General features: G+C 36.9%; 13 protein-coding genes. 6 read left to right on the top strand and 7 right to left on the bottom strand.

Translation table 11 applies throughout. The features are described from left to right. Positions 1 to 369: 369 nt before the first annotated feature. Complete coding sequence (locus tag IPI65_00850; GenBank protein MBK7440109.1) at positions 370 to 1,221, bottom strand: hypothetical protein; 852 nt, start codon at positions 1,219 to 1,221, stop codon at positions 370 to 372. Positions 1,222 to 1,350: 129 nt separating this feature from the next. Between IPI65_00850 and rpsF the strand changes: the two genes are divergently transcribed. From rpsF to rplI, 3 genes are read left to right on the top strand one after another with little or no spacing between them, the layout of a single operon-like run. Then, positions 1,351 to 1,743, top strand: a complete 393-nt coding sequence (gene rpsF, locus IPI65_00855; protein MBK7440110.1) for a 30S ribosomal protein S6 — start codon at positions 1,351 to 1,353, stop codon at positions 1,741 to 1,743. A gap of 1 nt (position 1,744) precedes the next feature. Beyond that, positions 1,745 to 2,011, top strand: a complete 267-nt coding sequence (locus IPI65_00860; GenBank protein ID MBK7440111.1) for a 30S ribosomal protein S18 — start codon at positions 1,745 to 1,747, stop codon at positions 2,009 to 2,011. 7 nt (positions 2,012 to 2,018) lie between these two features. Continuing rightward, the gene (gene rplI, locus IPI65_00865) at positions 2,019 to 2,465 is read left to right on the top strand and encodes a 50S ribosomal protein L9 (protein ID MBK7440112.1); all 447 of its coding nucleotides are present in this window, start codon (positions 2,019 to 2,021) and stop codon (positions 2,463 to 2,465) included. A 64-nt stretch (positions 2,466 to 2,529) separates the two neighbouring features. Here rplI and IPI65_00870 read toward each other — a convergent pair whose 3' ends face one another. The 5 genes from IPI65_00870 to IPI65_00890 all read right to left on the bottom strand — a co-directional run bounded on the left by IPI65_00870 (position 2,530) and on the right by IPI65_00890 (position 10,056). Beyond that, on the bottom strand, positions 2,530 to 3,429 hold the full coding sequence (locus IPI65_00870) for a T9SS type A sorting domain-containing protein (GenBank protein MBK7440113.1): 900 nt from the start codon (positions 3,427 to 3,429) through the stop codon (positions 2,530 to 2,532). A gap of 4 nt (positions 3,430 to 3,433) precedes the next feature. Then, the gene (locus IPI65_00875) at positions 3,434 to 4,696 is read right to left on the bottom strand and encodes a T9SS type A sorting domain-containing protein (protein MBK7440114.1); all 1,263 of its coding nucleotides are present in this window, start codon (positions 4,694 to 4,696) and stop codon (positions 3,434 to 3,436) included. A gap of 115 nt (positions 4,697 to 4,811) precedes the next feature. Then, on the bottom strand, positions 4,812 to 6,038 hold the full coding sequence (locus IPI65_00880) for an ABC transporter permease (GenBank protein MBK7440115.1): 1,227 nt from the start codon (positions 6,036 to 6,038) through the stop codon (positions 4,812 to 4,814). A 132-nt stretch (positions 6,039 to 6,170) separates the two neighbouring features. Beyond that, the gene (locus IPI65_00885; GenBank protein MBK7440116.1) at positions 6,171 to 8,060 is read right to left on the bottom strand and encodes a T9SS type A sorting domain-containing protein; all 1,890 of its coding nucleotides are present in this window, start codon (positions 8,058 to 8,060) and stop codon (positions 6,171 to 6,173) included. Positions 8,061 to 8,145: 85 nt separating this feature from the next. Continuing rightward, on the bottom strand, positions 8,146 to 10,056 hold the full coding sequence (locus IPI65_00890; GenBank protein ID MBK7440117.1) for a hypothetical protein: 1,911 nt from the start codon (positions 10,054 to 10,056) through the stop codon (positions 8,146 to 8,148). 153 nt (positions 10,057 to 10,209) lie between these two features. Here IPI65_00890 and IPI65_00895 point away from each other — a divergent pair, with 153 nt between their 5' ends. Beyond that, positions 10,210 to 12,468, top strand: coding sequence for an aconitate hydratase (locus IPI65_00895; protein ID MBK7440118.1), 2,259 nt, complete (start codon positions 10,210 to 10,212; stop codon positions 12,466 to 12,468). Between the two features lie 121 nt (positions 12,469 to 12,589). Here the strand turns inward: IPI65_00895 and IPI65_00900 are convergent, their stop codons facing one another. Then, positions 12,590 to 12,940: a GTPase gene (locus IPI65_00900; protein MBK7440119.1), complete on the bottom strand. Its 351-nt coding sequence runs from the start codon at positions 12,938 to 12,940 to the stop codon at positions 12,590 to 12,592. Positions 12,941 to 12,989: 49 nt separating this feature from the next. Here IPI65_00900 and IPI65_00905 point away from each other — a divergent pair, with 49 nt between their 5' ends. Then, positions 12,990 to 14,279, top strand: coding sequence for a hypothetical protein (locus IPI65_00905; protein MBK7440120.1), 1,290 nt, complete (start codon positions 12,990 to 12,992; stop codon positions 14,277 to 14,279). Positions 14,280 to 14,438: 159 nt separating this feature from the next. Beyond that, a complete protein-coding gene (locus tag IPI65_00910) occupies positions 14,439 to 15,908 on the top strand; it encodes a T9SS type A sorting domain-containing protein (protein ID MBK7440121.1) in 1,470 nt (489 codons plus the stop codon). Positions 15,909 to 15,942: the final 34 nt, after the last annotated feature.

Genomic DNA, 15,942 nt, shown 5'->3' on the forward strand with positions numbered 1-15,942 from the left:
TGGCGGGTCGCGGATTTTTAATTGATTTAAACTGATTTTTTATAGGGTGTTTGTGGGAGATACTCGCTGATTTTTTGGGTGGTGTGTGAAAAGGGAACGCGGAACCCGACTGGCGGGTCGCGGATTTTTAATTGATTTAAACTGATTTTTTATAGGGTGTTTGTGGGAGATACTCGCTGATTTTTTGGGTGGTGTGAAAAAGGGAACGCGGAACCCGGCAAGCGGGTCGCGGATTTGGATGGATTTGGGCTGATTTTTTAAAGTGTGTAGGTGATGATACCCGCCAGCGGGACGCTGATTAATTTTGCGGTATAAAAAAAAGAGACTGCCATACATGACAGTCTCGGAAATTATTTTTACTTCAATTAATTAATACAAGAGGGTAATTTCAGTAGAAAATTCACCTACTGTAAGGGTTGCTTTATTATCACAATCGCCGGAACCGAAGTCGAGTTCGCGGGTAAGCATGTCATCAGGAGTTACTTCCAAAATACCTGCTGTGATATAGCGGCAATCGAGGCGTTTAATGAGGGGTTCGGCAATGTGTGCTGTGAAGGCAACGCCATTTCGGTTGATGCCGGTTACTGAAAAATCGGCTCCTGCCCCATCGCTGATGGCATAAACGTCGTCTTCAATTTCGAGGGTTTCATCCCCTTCCTGCCATTCGCGGGTGCGGGTGCTGTTCCAGGAAATGGTTTCGCCTGATGCGAGGGTAATGAGCCCATCGGCTACAGTAATACTGAAAACCGGGTTGTCTGATGCGTTTAAACCTTCATTCACAATGGTTTTGGTGCCTTCAACCTTACTGCCGTTAACGTAATAGTTATCGGTTGTAATGGTAATGGTTGTGCCTTCAGTGCTGTAAGGGCCTGTGAAAGTGGCGATAATTTTACCTGAACGTTCAACGCCCATGTATCCAACGCAGGAAGCGCCGAAATCGAGGGTCATCGTGTTCGGAAAAACGCCGATTGTTTCACTAAAGGTGGTTGTAGGGCAATCGTCCAGAATTTTGGCTTCATCGGTGCCGGAGTTTAACCGGAACAAGCCGCCGGCAGCAGCCTGCTGACTAACAACGCCCATCATGTCCTGAAAGGCGCCGTCGGCAATCGAATTGTCCAAAGCAATGGTAGTGTCAGTGTCAGCAATTTCTTTTTTACATCCGGCCAGTGTTGCAATGGCAACGCAGCAGATGATGGTGGTTTTAAACAGTAATTGCTTCATAATTGATATGATTTTGGCGATTTGACTACAAATGTAAGGATTGGTTTAATGTCAAATATTGGAAATTTTGGAAATCTTGAAGAAAAAAGGCTATCTTTGCAGTCCATTTTCTAAAAACAAACAAAAAAAATGAACCAGTACGAAACAGTCATCATTTTCACTCCTGTCCTCTCAGATGACGACGTGAAGAGGACCGAGGAAGCCTACAAGGACTTCCTTCGTTCGAACGGAGGTGAAGTAGTTGCCGAAGAACACTGGGGCCTTAAGCAGTTAGCTTACAAAATCAAGAAAAAAAGCACAGGTATTTATTATGTGCTTGAGTACAAGGGCCCAAGTGACATCAATGGTAAATTGGATATCCAGTTTAACCGTGATGAGAATGTATTACGCTTTGTAACCATTCGCTTAGACAAGTATTCCATCGACTATAACGAACGCAAGCGCCGCGGTGAAATTGGACGCAAAGCCAAAGCGGGCGCTAATTCACAAGATAAGTTAACCAAAGCAACTGAGGAGGCTTAATATGGCAGGTGGAAAAAACATCAGATACCTCGCAGCGCCCAAATTAGGGATGATGCGCAAGAAATACTGCCGTTTCAAAAAAAGCGGAATTAAGTATATCGATTACAAGAATCCTGAGTTCTTATTGAAATTTGTTAACGAACAAGGTAAAATTTTACCTCGTCGCTTAACAGGTAACAGTCTGAAATATCAGCGCAAAGTAGCTCAGGCTATTAAACGCGGCAGACAGATTGCTATTTTACCTTACGTAACTGACCTTTTAAAATAATTGAGCTATGGAAGTAATATTAATTAAAGACGTAGACAATTTAGGCGATGCCAACGAACTTGTAAAAGTACGTGATGGTTATGGCCGCAATTACTTAATTCCAAGGGGGTTAGCTGTAATTGCCAATGTAGGTAATCGTAAAATGATGGTTGAACGCCAAAAGGGTGAAGTTGCGCGTGAGCGTAAATTACTCGAAAAAATCCAGGAAGTTACCGCTCAACTGCAAGCAAACACCATTAAAGTGGGTGCTAAAGTAGGTGCAAGCGATAAAATTTTTGGTTCTATCACAAACGTTCAGTTAGCTGAAGCAATCAAAAAACAAATCGGATTAGTTGTTGACAGAAAGAAAATTGTTCTTCCTGAAGAAGTTAAAACTTTAGGCAACTTTACTGCGCACATTGCGTTAGATAAAGACCACAACATTCCGGTAAACTTTGAAGTTATCGAAGGATAAGCATAAAAGGTTGGAGAATATATAGTAAAAGCCCTCACAATTTATTTTGTGAGGGTTTTGTTTTTTAATACGTTATTGCAATTTGTTGCGAATAATGATTTGTTGCGTCTTGCAATATGATGATATACAAGCCCTGACTAACATCAGGTTCAATAATAGCATTTTTTTGATCCCAGGTTGAGGTAAATACAATACGGCCATTCATATCTACCAGTTGAATAATTCCATTTACAGGAATCATACTCGATTGTATTTGAATACCATTATTCGTTGTAATTATCGACGCCTGCCAAAGTTCATTTTCAACGCTCAATATAATTGGTTCAGGAATATCAATAATTAAGCCTTCACCCGGATTTAAATTGCAGGAATAATCTTTCAGATACAGTGCCTCTCCCTCCCATCGCAAACGAATCCAACAATAATTAGTGTCCTCCTCAATCATTCTGACAGCAATAAATTGATCATCAATTGAGCCATAATCACCTCTGAAAAATCCCTGAATACATCGATCACCATACATACCACAACTAAAATCATACAACTCGGGTGCATCATTTAAAAATTCTGCTTCAGGATTAACCTCCTGCCCTTCTACTAAAAAATTGGTTAACCATTTTCCTGGAACATAACAAGTGCCATCACTGTAAGCTGTAGATAAAACACAAGGACCATCAAAAGCAACAGCAGCTTCGTTTGGCAAATTGACATTCACCCTAAAATCGAACCAATATGGACAATACCCGCAATTATACCCCACTTCAAATAACACACCAACATCAATAATATCATCATCATTTAAATCAACATAACCCCAACCTTCCGCTTCATTTACATATTGGTATAATAAAATATCAGGTTCTATATCCGTATAAATAACCTGAGCATTTAAATTGTTTGTTACACCTATTGCACTTGCCATCAAACTGTATTGCATTAACTGCGATTGAAGATCTTTTGGCATGGTATTATAATTTAATTTGATTACTTACAATTCCATCTGATGTTAATAGTGAAATGATATAAATACCTTCATTAAATTGATAAGGAATATTTATTTCATTTTGAATTAAATCTGTTGTTTCATTAAAAACAATTCGGCCAAGTATATCTGTAATAATAATTTGTTGAATGTTTGAATTTGTTGATTTAATATGTAACATATTATCGTACTGCCATACCTGATAGTGGTTATTTTCATCTCCCATCACTGCAATTTCCAATGCATGTTTTTCAAGTTCATTTGATACGGGTGACAATCCGTTTAACAGTGTTACCGGATAATCAAATTTGCCGTAAACGTATGCTACCATTCCATCACCTTCTTCTAAAACACCGCCCACCCAATCGGTGGTTAAATCAGATAAATCAACGGTATAATTTGAAATACCGGTTTTAGGTACTGCAATATAATTTTCCGGAAGTGTAATTTCACATTTAGTTGCGGTAAATTCGGAAGTAAACATTGTATTGCGCAGTATCACACGATATTCTTCCAAACTATCTTCATGTATAGCTGCATCAAAGGTGAGTGTTAATTTTCCTTCAGCGTTATAAAATAAATTTAAATTATCAGGAGCCGGTGCAATATGATTAAATAAATCGGGCGTAACTAATCCCGGACCTGCCGTTTCATTTAAATAAAAATCTTTTACAAAATCTACCTCACCAATATCATTATGGCGTAGACGCATCCATCCGTATTGAGCTATTGGCGTATTAATTCTAAATCCCACAAAATAATCACGTGTGCCACCGGTTAACTGCCAATCGCCCTGCTCACCTAAGCCTCCATAAAAACCACACTGATCAACCTGAGCCATAATATCTGCTTTACCCCAATCGGCAAACATATCTATAACGGTATTTTCTTCTAATTGCATTACACCCAATGCTTCAGGTAAGGAGCAATATAACATCATCGATGAGGAATAAAATTCAACAGATGGCATAGTAATCACCATTACTTCATTTTCTGCATTTTGAGTAGCCCGAAATTGAAATACATCGCCATTATAAGAAGAAGAACTATTTACCCAGTCCTTCGCAAAATAAAAGGAAAAATCATTTACCCCATCATCATCCACATCAATAAATACATCATGCGCATTAGTAAGTGGTAAATACGGATCAAATTCGTGATACTCAACCTGGGCGTTGGTATTATTTGCAATTAAAAATGCCGATGAAAGTGCAGCATATTGCAGGAGTTGTTGTTGTCGGGTTTTCATTTTGAGTGATTTTATGAAATAAAGGTAGATTTCGTTTTTTGTGAATAAAAACGGGTTTACCTGAAACAACTCAAATTGCGGGTGAAGTGTGCTAATTATTTAGCGAAGCAAAAAATTATTCGTAACGGAGGGCTTCAATTGGGTCGAGGCGTGAGGCGCGACGAGCAGGCATATATCCCGCTGCAACACCTGTGATAACACAAACGGTTAAACCAACAAAAATCCAAATCCAGGGAAGGATAAATTTGGCGCTAAGTGCCAGTGCAACGAGGTTTCCGATTACAATTCCAAGTATAATTCCGCAGATACCACCAATGATACAAATTACGATACTTTCAATAAGGAACTGACTTCGAATGGTAGCCCTGTTTGCGCCAATTGCCATACTTACACCAATTTCGCGGGTGCGTTCGTTTACCTGAACGAGCATAATATTCATCAGTCCGATGGCAGCACCAATCAGGGTGATAAATCCGATAAACATGGCACCAAAGGCAACATATTTTAAATTATCGAGCATTACATTTACTACGCTATCACTTTTGGAGATGGTAAAATCATCCGCCTCTCCTAACTTCAGTTTACGTACCTGGCGCATAAGTCCTGTTGCATCTCCAATTGCCGGTTCCATATCTGTAGGATTATTTACGCCCACAGAAATTACGTATGAATCGATACCGGGCTGAGGAAACACACTTCTTGCAGTAGTGAGCGGAATTAACACCCTCGTATCCGACTGCATAAAACTGCTGCCTTTTGCTTCGAGAATACCGATAACACGGAAATACTGGTTATTAATAGAAATACCTTTATCGATAGGATTATCTTTTTCGGTAAATATTTTTTTTGCGACATCACTGCCAAGTACTACAACGCGGGAAGCGCTTTCGAGTTCTGTTCCTGAAAAGCCGCGGCCGGAGCTAATCGTATAACCGCCAATGGTAATAAAGTTTTCATCTACCCCTATAACATCCACATTGGGGTTGGTCTTTTTTTCAGCCTGCTTAACAATAGCGGAGCCGCGGATAAACACGCTGGAAATAGAAACATAACTACCCTGATATTGAAAATCGTTTTTAAAGTTTGTCGCTTCCTTGTAGCTGATTGCCGGTTTCGGCTTTTCATTACCATCGGAAATCTCATTAAAGTTCCGGATGGAGAAGGAATTTGCGCCCAAAGTGGCAAAATTTGAGTTTATAGAGCCCTCCAGTGCATCAATAGCCGTCAGTATGCCGATTAGTGCCATCAACCCAATTGCGATGATTGTAATGGTTATTATGCTTCGCAAGCGGTTAGCACGGATAGCACGCAGGGCCAGACTGATATTTTCTTTTAGCGTCAAGTGATAAAATGTGGTGTAAAATTAAGGGATTGGGAGAAGAATGTATTGTTAACGTTTATTAATTATTTCAAATTCTGAACACTTAATCTTAACAAGATTATTTTGGATATCGAGATTACATCAATGACCAATTTATTTGTGAAAAAACTTTTTGGTGATTGTTTTTTCTTTTGTAAAAATACAAATCAAATAAATTCCGGGTGCATAAGTATTGATATCAATTTCTGTTACGGCATCTGTTAATTGTGCTTTATAAACTAATTCACCTGTTATGTTGGTAATAATTACATTATTATTTGTTGAATCGACTCCATATATTATAATACTGTTTTCTAAAATATCAAACGAAATTTCTGATACAGAATCAATGGGAGTGGGTGTATTTGCAACTGTAAATTGCTCAGAGCGGTCAGATAAAATATAATAGGCATATGGTGAATCCTTTCTCATCGCCACATAACAAACATAACTTGAGTCGGTAATAAGTGGATTTGAATGATAATCTTCCAAGTGTGCCGGCAAGGTAACATGTAAAGCATTTCCATCAGGAGTAACTGACACCTTAGAAGCCCCGAGATCATTAGTTAAGTTATGGGCATCAATAGTTTCAGATGCAGGTGCAATAAATATATTATATGATTTCAAATAATCTTCAAAGTAAACAGATGGAAAGTCAACTATCAAATCTATTGAATCATTTGAAATGTAATTATCATAAATAATTGGGGTTAGATGAAAATAGGGTGCATAAAAAAGATCCGCTGCCTGATTTACCTTAGAAGAAATAAATGAGGTGTTTGTAGAATCTGGATAGGTTAAAACGTAAAGATAATATTGTTCAAAAAATACAGGCGTTATGTCGGGATAAATATAAAAATCAGCAGGTAGGGTAAAATTATACTGATTATAATCCTCAAGCGTTACATCATGGTAATATACATCTTCCAAACCAAGCAGATCTTCTAAATCAAGATAATCATACGGTGAAACAACTAATTTAATTCCACCAATACCTACTGTATCTTCATCATAATTAAAAGTTACATTAAAATCAGTAATTGTTCCCTCATCACCCGGAAAGTAATCTAAACTGATAGAAGGAGTTGGTGCTGCGTTTTGATTCAGATATTCGGGATTTGAACCAACTGAAACAGAATTTTGTGTTACCAGTATACCATCATTAATGGAAAAAATAAACGCTTTGTAATTAATTCCACCGGTAATAATATTACCTTCAAAATCGCGAAGTATGCCTGATAAATTTATATTATCGTATACTGTATTTGGCAGTATACTTATAAATTGATCTTCGTCTAAACTATCTATTGAATCAAGTGGTAAAGTAGTGACATAATCGGAAGTCAATACTATTCTATATTCACTTACTGTTTCTTGATTACACGCCGGTCCAAAGCTCAGGTATAGATCAGCGGCAGTGTTTGTTTCGCCAAACTCTTCCAGAAATAAGTTTTCTGCAATTGAAGCTGCGTAAAATGTCGTCAACGCACCTTCACCCGGGGTAGCATTATAGGCATAATCACGAATAAAATATACAGGTGAGTATAGCTTGCCCGGAGAACTAATACAGAGGCGCACCCATCCATAATAAGTTTGACCGTCAACATTGAAATTACAGCCTATAAATACTTCATTATTTATAAATTCATCTCCATAAATTGGGAATGCAATGTTATTTGCATATAAAAACACCCAATAATCGGAATTAAACGACAAGTCACCATTTATATTAAAACCCATTGATTCTATTGCCTGTTCATAAATACCTCCGTTTAGGGCAGCCACAGAACAAATTATTGAATTTTCGCCGTAGACATAGCTAGTATATTCATAAAAATTAAATTGTATATCATTAATTCCATCATCATTAAAATCAATAGGATAGATATCATTAGCATTACTGTAAAAATCCGGATCTATATCCGTATATACCAGTTGAGCATCGACACTTTTGGAATGTAGCAAAAATGTGCCTGCAATGGAGGCATATATTGTTAAATCCATTTTTTTCATCTGATATAAAATTAAGTTAAAGTTAATAAAACTGCGCTAAAACACAAAACAGCATCTTAAAACGTTTTTGTTCATTTTAAAATAAATAAATCTGTTGCCGATAATTAACAACACCACTTTCAATTTCAATAATATAGATACCTTCGGGTAAGTCCGGAATTAATAATTCATAATTTGTTCCTGAAAAATTCTTGCGGATTATTTCCTGGCCTATATCATTTAAAATAATTATCGTGTGATTTTCTTCTGAAGCTCCATCAATATAAATCAAATTATTATCAGCCCATATTTTAGGTGCCGCTATAAGGTTTGATTCCTGTATTTGTTCAACTAATGGTTCTTCTAAAATAAATTCAGCAGGGGCGGCAAGTGAATAAAAATCCGGAGCAAAATCAAAATCACCTACTAAAGCCACGTAAACTTTATACGGTTGGTTAAATTGAATATTATTACCATCTGTATCATAATTAATTTCTGCTAAGTTGATATCAAGATCTGATCCTGAAGGAGCAACATCAATTCGTTTTATTGAAGGAATTGCCGGAATATCGTCAATTGTAATAATTTCATCCGATTTAGCAATAAAAATTCGGTAATATTTAAGATTTTCTTCAGTTTGCAACATTGGAAAATACAATTGAATATCTGCTCCCGTACCTGTGGAGTCCACTATTGTAACAGTAGGTGCTACTTCATAGTTATAATATTTAAAATATCCAAAGGTATTGTCATAGGTTGGGATTGAATTTGTGATACTATCCGGTATGGAAACAATGTTTAAATAATATTTTTCATAAAGATTGGGTGTTAAGGAACTGTAAATTAATTTATCCGGAGTAAACATTACGTAATTGGAACCTGAATCAGGTAAAAATTCAATATAATATTCAGAACCTAAGGCTAATAATTCCCCGATTTCCATCCAACTATCGGAAATATATGCGCGCAATGTTGCAAGATTAGTAGATGGCATATAAAAACTTCCATAAATGCCTGATATGTCAGAGATCTCAGCATCAGAACCCATACTAATATCCATGGCAACCTGAGCCTCTCTATAAATAAATGCCATATTATTTGATGCATACGATAAATCATTTTCAGATACAATTATACCATCAGCAACTGAAAGGATAATAGCCTCGTAATACATGCCCGGTAACAGGGGATTACCATATAAATCGCGAGTTTCTTCAGTGAAATTTATTGTGATATCAGCACCGGTTGGAGTCAACTCAGTATAGCGTTCGGAAGTTAATGCATTTGCCTCTTCAAGTGATGGTGCAAGAAAATAATTAAATAAAATTACCCGATATGCACTAATGTTGCTTTCATCATCAGCTTTTTGAAAATGCAATTGCAAATCATTTGGGGTTCCGGTTTCTCCCGCATCACTTAAAACAGGAAATTGTGCTGTTCCAATATGTACATTTATTGGTGCCGGTGAATCAGGTGTTAAATTAAATGCAAGTTCCTTAACAATTAGCTTAGGCAGTTGATACGCATCAGCTTGATATAATCCTAATCTGACCCAACCATAATGTGAATTACCATCAATTTCGAAACGCATTCCAATATAACTGTTGTTATTAACCCACGAAGTACCTTCATAAAAATGAATCAAACCATCATGTCGATAGCAATAAACAAATGACTGGTTATTTACATTGAAATCCAAGTCAGGGCTAACAACATCTCCCTCAAACATTTGCAACAGACCGCTATCAGTTGCGATTTCAGCATAATTTGTTAAATAAATTTTTTGTACCGTAAAAATTCCAAAGGCTGACGAGGCCCACCACATAGAAGCATGCATCATCATTTCTGACACACCATCCTGGTTCAAATCAATCGGATAATCCATATCACCAGCCACAAAGACATCCGGATCAATATTAAAATAAGTCATTTGCGCATTTGCTGCATTGGAAAGCCCTAAAAGCAGACTTGAAGCTGTGGAATAGGCAGCTAAAGATTCTATTTTCATGGTGGAGTTTTATCAAAAATACAGGTTTTTAATTAAAATGGCAGTTATCAGATATAATTTTAGACCTGCCTAAAAAATAATTTTGCATACCTTAAACTAAAACTGCGTTAGCTTTGTTACCTTTGCAGACGAATTCAAAAAACACCTTCAGATATGGCTTTCGATATTGAAATGATTAAACAGGTTTATGCTAATTATCCTTCAAAAATTGCTGCTGCAAGAGCTATTCTCAACCGCCCTTTAACGCTTACTGAAAAGATTTTATATGCTCATCTGAGCGAAGGTATTGCGACAAAAAGTTATAGTCGCGGGGAAGATTACGTGGATTTTGGTCCGGATCGTGTTGCGATGCAGGATGCAACTGCTCAGATGGCTTTGTTACAATTTATGAGTGCCGGCAAAAAAAAGGTGGCTGTGCCTTCAACTGTGCATTGCGATCACTTAATTCAGGCGAAAGTAGGTGCACAGCAGGATTTAGCTTCGGCATTAGAAAGTAGCAAAGAAGTATTTGATTTTCTTGCTTCGGTTTCAAATAAATACGGCATCGGTTTCTGGAAGCCGGGTGCGGGAATTATACATCAGGTTGTTTTGGAAAACTATGCTTTTCCGGGTGGTATGATGATTGGAACCGATAGTCACACTGTAAATGCAGGTGGTTTAGGTATGGTAGCGATTGGTGTTGGTGGTGCTGATGCAGTGGATGTGATGGCGGGTTTTCCGTGGGAATTGAAAATGCCGAAATTAATTGGGGTGAAATTAACCGGTAAAATGAGTGGATGGACCAGCGCGAAAGATGTAATTCTGAAAGTTGCCGGTATTTTAACGGTAAAAGGTGGAACAGGTGCTATTGTGGAATATTTTGGCGAAGGTGCTGAAAGTATTTCCTGCACCGGAAAAGGAACTATTTGTAATATGGGTGCTGAAATTGGAGCAACTACTTCGGTATTTGGATACGATGACAGCATGCGCAGATATTTAAATGCAACCGACCGTGCAGATATTGTTGCACTGGCTGATACTGTTGCAGCACATTTAAATGGTGATGCAGAAGTTTATGCAAATCCGGCTGCTTATTTTGACCAATTAATTGAAATTAATCTGAGTGAATTGGAACCACATGTAAATGGTCCTTTTACACCGGATTTAGCATGGCCGATTTCTAAATTAAAAGATGCGGTTATTGCAAATAACTGGCCTGCTGAATTAGAAGTAGGTTTAATTGGCTCATGCACGAATTCAAGTTATGAAGATTTAGATCGTGCAGCTTCATTGGCTAAACAGGCAGTAGCAAAAAGATTAAAAGTAAAATCAGAATTCACGATAACACCGGGTAGTGAACAAGTTCGTTACACCGTTGAACGCGATGGTATTTTAGCTGATTTCGAAAAAATTGGCGGTGTGGTTTTAGCGAATGCCTGCGGACCATGTATCGGACAATGGGCGCGTCATAGCAACGATCCTGAAAGAAAAAATACCATCATTACTTCTTTCAACAGAAACTTTGCAAAACGTAACGATGGCAATCCAAATACCCATGCTTTTGTTGCTTCACCAGAAATTGTAACAGCTTTGGCTATTGCAGGTTCAATTACATTTAATCCGCTTACCGATACATTAATTAATGAAGATGGTGTTGCCGTAATGTTAGATGAACCTAAAGGTTTAGAATTACCAACTAAAGGATTTGCTGTTGAAGATGCAGGATATATTGAACCGGCAGTTGATGGCAGTAATGTAAGTGTTTTGGTGGCAACTGATTCAAAACGTTTGCAATTATTAGCGCCATTTAAAGCATGGGAAGGCACTGATTTAAGGGGATTAAAATTATTAATCAAAGCAAAAGGTAAATGTACAACTGACCATATATCGATGGCTGGTCCGTGGTTAAAATTCCGTGGTCACCTGGATAATATTTCGAATAATATGTTGATTGGTGCATTAAATTATTTTAATGAAAAAACAGATTCAGTAAAAAACCAATTAACGGGTGCTTATGAATCGGTTCCAAAAGTGCAGCGCGATTATAAAGCTGCAGGAATTGGCAGTATTGTAGTTGGTGATGAAAATTACGGTGAAGGTTCAAGCCGCGAACACGCAGCAATGGAGCCGAGATTTTTAGGCGTGCGCGCGATATTAGTAAAATCGTTTGCGCGTATTCACGAAACCAATTTGAAAAAACAAGGTATGCTTGCATTAACCTTTGCTGATAAAAATGATTACGATAAAATTCAGGAGGATGATGTTATTGATATTGTTGGTTTAACCACATTTTCACCAAATGTTCCGTTAACATTGGTTTTAAATCACAGCAATGGAACAACCGAATCAATAACAGTGAATCACACTTACAATGAACAACAAATTGAATGGTTCAAAGCAGGTTCAGCTTTAAATTTGATTGGCGATAAATAATTAAATTTTTATTAAATAAAAAGCATGTATTTTAAACGATACATGCTTTTTTTGTTTTAAGGATTTAGAACCTGGTATTCCAACCAACTATCTAATTCGCTCAAAAAATATTGTGGTGGTATTATAATTTGTATAAACTGTCAATTTTTGAAATTAACTGCTGCAAATTAATTTCATTTAACTCGGTTGCAGGAATCACTACATTTAAGACATTGTTTTCACGTTTAAAAACAGCAGGCAACTTCGTTTTATTTCCCGGATATAAGGTTTCAAATTCATCTTTATGTAAAAAAACAGGTGCTGAAGGGAGTGTTTTTAAAAAGTTTTCCCATTCAGGTTCGATTACAAATGTGCCATAGGTAATAGCGCATAAGCTGCATGGATAGGTGCGCGGACTAAATGTTTTATGCATCGAATCGAGCCAGCCATTCCATTTTCCACCATTAGCGTTGTATACAAAAACCAGTTCCATTGTCCGCTAAAACTAAGCACATTTCATCAAATTGAATAACTTTGTTATTATGCAATCGGGGAAATATTTATGTTTTTTTGTTTTAATACTGTTTGTAAAACAATTTACGTTTGCTCAGCAGATTTATACTGCAACGATATTTAATTCTGAAACCGGAAAACCCTTTGCCAATTGTCCGGTAAAAGTGAATAATTACAATTCCATTAATAGCACAGATAGTTTAGGAAAACTTGAGGTGAATTTACCGGATACAGGTAAAATCAGTTTGACGGTTTATGCGCTAAATTGTCATACTGAAGTTGAAATCAAAAAACCCGGCTACCAATTTGAGCCTATTTTAATATTTTGCCCTACTTATGAATTAGCACCCGTTGATATTACTTACATGGATGCAAATACAATTATTAAAAAAGCTGCAGCAAAAATACCAACCTTATATGCCGATTCAGCTTATGTCGCATTTGGGTTTTACCGAAATTATAAAAAAATAAACGGTGTATTTAAAGAATTTACCGAAGGTGATATTGCAACTGTAATGCGCATCAATAAAAATGAACATGACCAATTAATAAATGAGGAAGCGTTTGGCATTCAAACAATGCGGCGGACAAGGTATACCATACCAATTGATGATTTTTACGACCGTGCATTGATGGATTTGTTCAGGCAAAATTTAATTTATCATACTGCTTTTGCGGTGTTTAATCCATATTTTTTCAGACATGCCGAATTTGAAATTGACAGTGCATCTACTGATAGTACATGGATAATTAATTATAGATTAAGGGGAATTATCGGAGAAAATCATGGCATTGATAATTATGACCCGGATGCTTTTTTTGGAGAAGGTAAAGAAACCGGTTATTATGTAATTAACAAATCGGATTATGCCATTTTAAAAATTGTTCGCGAAACTATTCGTGATAAACGTTATCAATATCCAAAATACAATAATTTCTTAATGCCGGATTTAGAATATACGGGTGAGTTTGATGAAGGTTTTCTGGAAATAAATTTTGTGTTATTTGAGGGAAAATATTATTTAAAAAACATTTATCATGCGCATACCAATTCGTTTACGCATGTGGCAACGAATCAGTTATTATATAAGGTTACCGACTACTCGGAATATACATGCGATTCTATAGGATATGTGATAACACCAACAATACAACAAACGCTGGAAACCTATGCTAACAATGAACTCGTAAAATATAATTACAATGAAAACGATTGGTTAACTACTCCCCCATTTTATTTCATCAACCCAGACATCGTTTTTTCCGATATAAGAAAAAGGGGGCAGTTATACGACCTATTTGTTGCAGGTGGAAAATGACTTCTCCCCCCCCAAAAAAAAACACATACTTCATTTTATGAGAAATTAGCGGAAAATGGCTATTAATGTCATGTGACTAAGTAACAAATGTCACATTAGCCGGTTCGTTTGCAGGTGAACTTTGTAATGAAAATAAGTTTACTTAAAAACGAACATATTATGAGAAACAAATTGATAACTTTTTTATTGGTTGTATGTTTTGCCTTTGCTGCCAATGCGCAATGGGCAATTGACTCTACCAACACGGCAGGTGTAAACATGTACGCTGCCTCTACCTCAACAGCAGCTGTTTTTTCGAACGGCACAGAGTGGAATGTATTTAATGCAACAACTGGAGTGCATACCTGGGGCAATTTAACCATTGCCAGAACTATGATTGACGTTGTAAGTATTGGTGATAAAGTATATTTTGCAGGTGGAAAATTCGGGTATTTTGCTGACCCACAATACACCAAAACTGTAAATGTATATAATAGTGCAACCAATACCTGGTCAACATTAACAATGAAAACCGCACGTGAAGTTGGTGGTGCCGGTGCGCTTGGAAATAAAGTAGTTTTTGCAGGAGGAACAGGACGTGCCGATATAGCCGGTCCGGTTTATATGTATAACAAAGTTGATATTTTTGATGTAACTACGGGCGCAAGAACAAATGCGAGTTTATCGAAAGGCAGAAGCAATATTGCATGTGGGGCAGCAGGAACAAAAATTGTTTTTGCAGGCGGATGGTATTGGGATATGATGTATAGTATTTTACCATCCAATAATGTAGATATTTATGATATTACAACAGGTGTTTGGACAAAAACCACACTATCGAAAAAACGTGATAATATAACTGCGGCTGTAATTGGTAATAAAATATTATTTGCAGGTGGAACAAGCAATATGGGTGATGTAACCAATGTTGATGTTTATGATGTAAGTACTAATACATGGTCAGTGATTTATATGCCGGCTGCCAGATCATCAATGCGCACTGCAACAATAGGAACAACTGCTTATTTTGCAGGTGGAACCGGTGGAGTTGCGAATGATGTGTATGCCTATAATTCTGCAACAAATGTTTGGACAACTTTAAGTATGCCAACAGCTTTAACAGGATTTTCGATGAGTGTAATTAATAATAAATTATATTTTGCAGGTGGAACATTAGTAGCCGGAGGAGCATATTCCAATTTATTACAAATTTATGATCCTGCAACAAATAGCTGGAGTACAGAAACTTTATCTATTGCACGCACAGGCGTTGCCGCAACTACAGTTGCCGGTAAAGGATATTTTGCAGGTGGAACTATAATTTATGGTTACCCTACTCCTACCAATACCAAACGTGTAGATATTTACACTGCTCCTTTGCGAATTGTTGCTGAAGAAATGATTAATCCGGTAATGGAAATGCAATTATATCCAAATCCTGCACATGATATTATTACTGTTGATTTAAAAGGAATTACCTCAAATGCAACAGCAGTGATATTAGACTTTACAGGTAACGAAGTAATGCGTTTAAAATTAGATGAAGCAAATTCAGGAATCAGTATTTCGAATTTAATACCGGGCACTTATATTATGGTTGTAACTGATGAATCAGATATGCGTGTTGTTAAAAAATTTATTAAACAGTAAGATTTAATTTTTGTGATAGTAAGCGGCAGTAATT

It is taken from the genome of Bacteroidota bacterium (genome assembly GCA_016706255.1).
Lineage (GTDB): Bacteria > Bacteroidota > Bacteroidia > Chitinophagales > BACL12 > UBA7236.

Excerpts from the sequence above, each read along its gene's own strand:
- IPI65_00885 (MBK7440116.1), bottom strand. The coding sequence starts at position 8,060 with ATGGATTTAACAATATATGCCTCCATTGCAGGCACATTTTTGCTACAT.
- IPI65_00875 (MBK7440114.1), bottom strand. The coding sequence starts at position 4,696 with ATGAAAACCCGACAACAACAACTCCTGCAATATGCTGCACTTTCATCG.
- IPI65_00870 (MBK7440113.1), bottom strand. The coding sequence starts at position 3,429 with ATGCCAAAAGATCTTCAATCGCAGTTAATGCAATACAGTTTGATGGCA.
- IPI65_00910 (MBK7440121.1), top strand. The coding sequence starts at position 14,439 with ATGAGAAACAAATTGATAACTTTTTTATTGGTTGTATGTTTTGCCTTT.
- IPI65_00905 (MBK7440120.1), top strand. The coding sequence starts at position 12,990 with ATGCAATCGGGGAAATATTTATGTTTTTTTGTTTTAATACTGTTTGTA.
- IPI65_00890 (MBK7440117.1), bottom strand. The coding sequence starts at position 10,056 with ATGAAAATAGAATCTTTAGCTGCCTATTCCACAGCTTCAAGTCTGCTT.
- rplI (MBK7440112.1), top strand. The coding sequence starts at position 2,019 with ATGGAAGTAATATTAATTAAAGACGTAGACAATTTAGGCGATGCCAAC.
- IPI65_00895 (MBK7440118.1), top strand. The coding sequence starts at position 10,210 with ATGGCTTTCGATATTGAAATGATTAAACAGGTTTATGCTAATTATCCT.
- IPI65_00900 (MBK7440119.1), bottom strand. The coding sequence starts at position 12,940 with ATGGAACTGGTTTTTGTATACAACGCTAATGGTGGAAAATGGAATGGC.
- rpsF (MBK7440110.1), top strand. The coding sequence starts at position 1,351 with ATGAACCAGTACGAAACAGTCATCATTTTCACTCCTGTCCTCTCAGAT.
- IPI65_00850 (MBK7440109.1), bottom strand. The coding sequence starts at position 1,221 with ATGAAGCAATTACTGTTTAAAACCACCATCATCTGCTGCGTTGCCATT.
- IPI65_00860 (MBK7440111.1), top strand. The coding sequence starts at position 1,745 with ATGGCAGGTGGAAAAAACATCAGATACCTCGCAGCGCCCAAATTAGGG.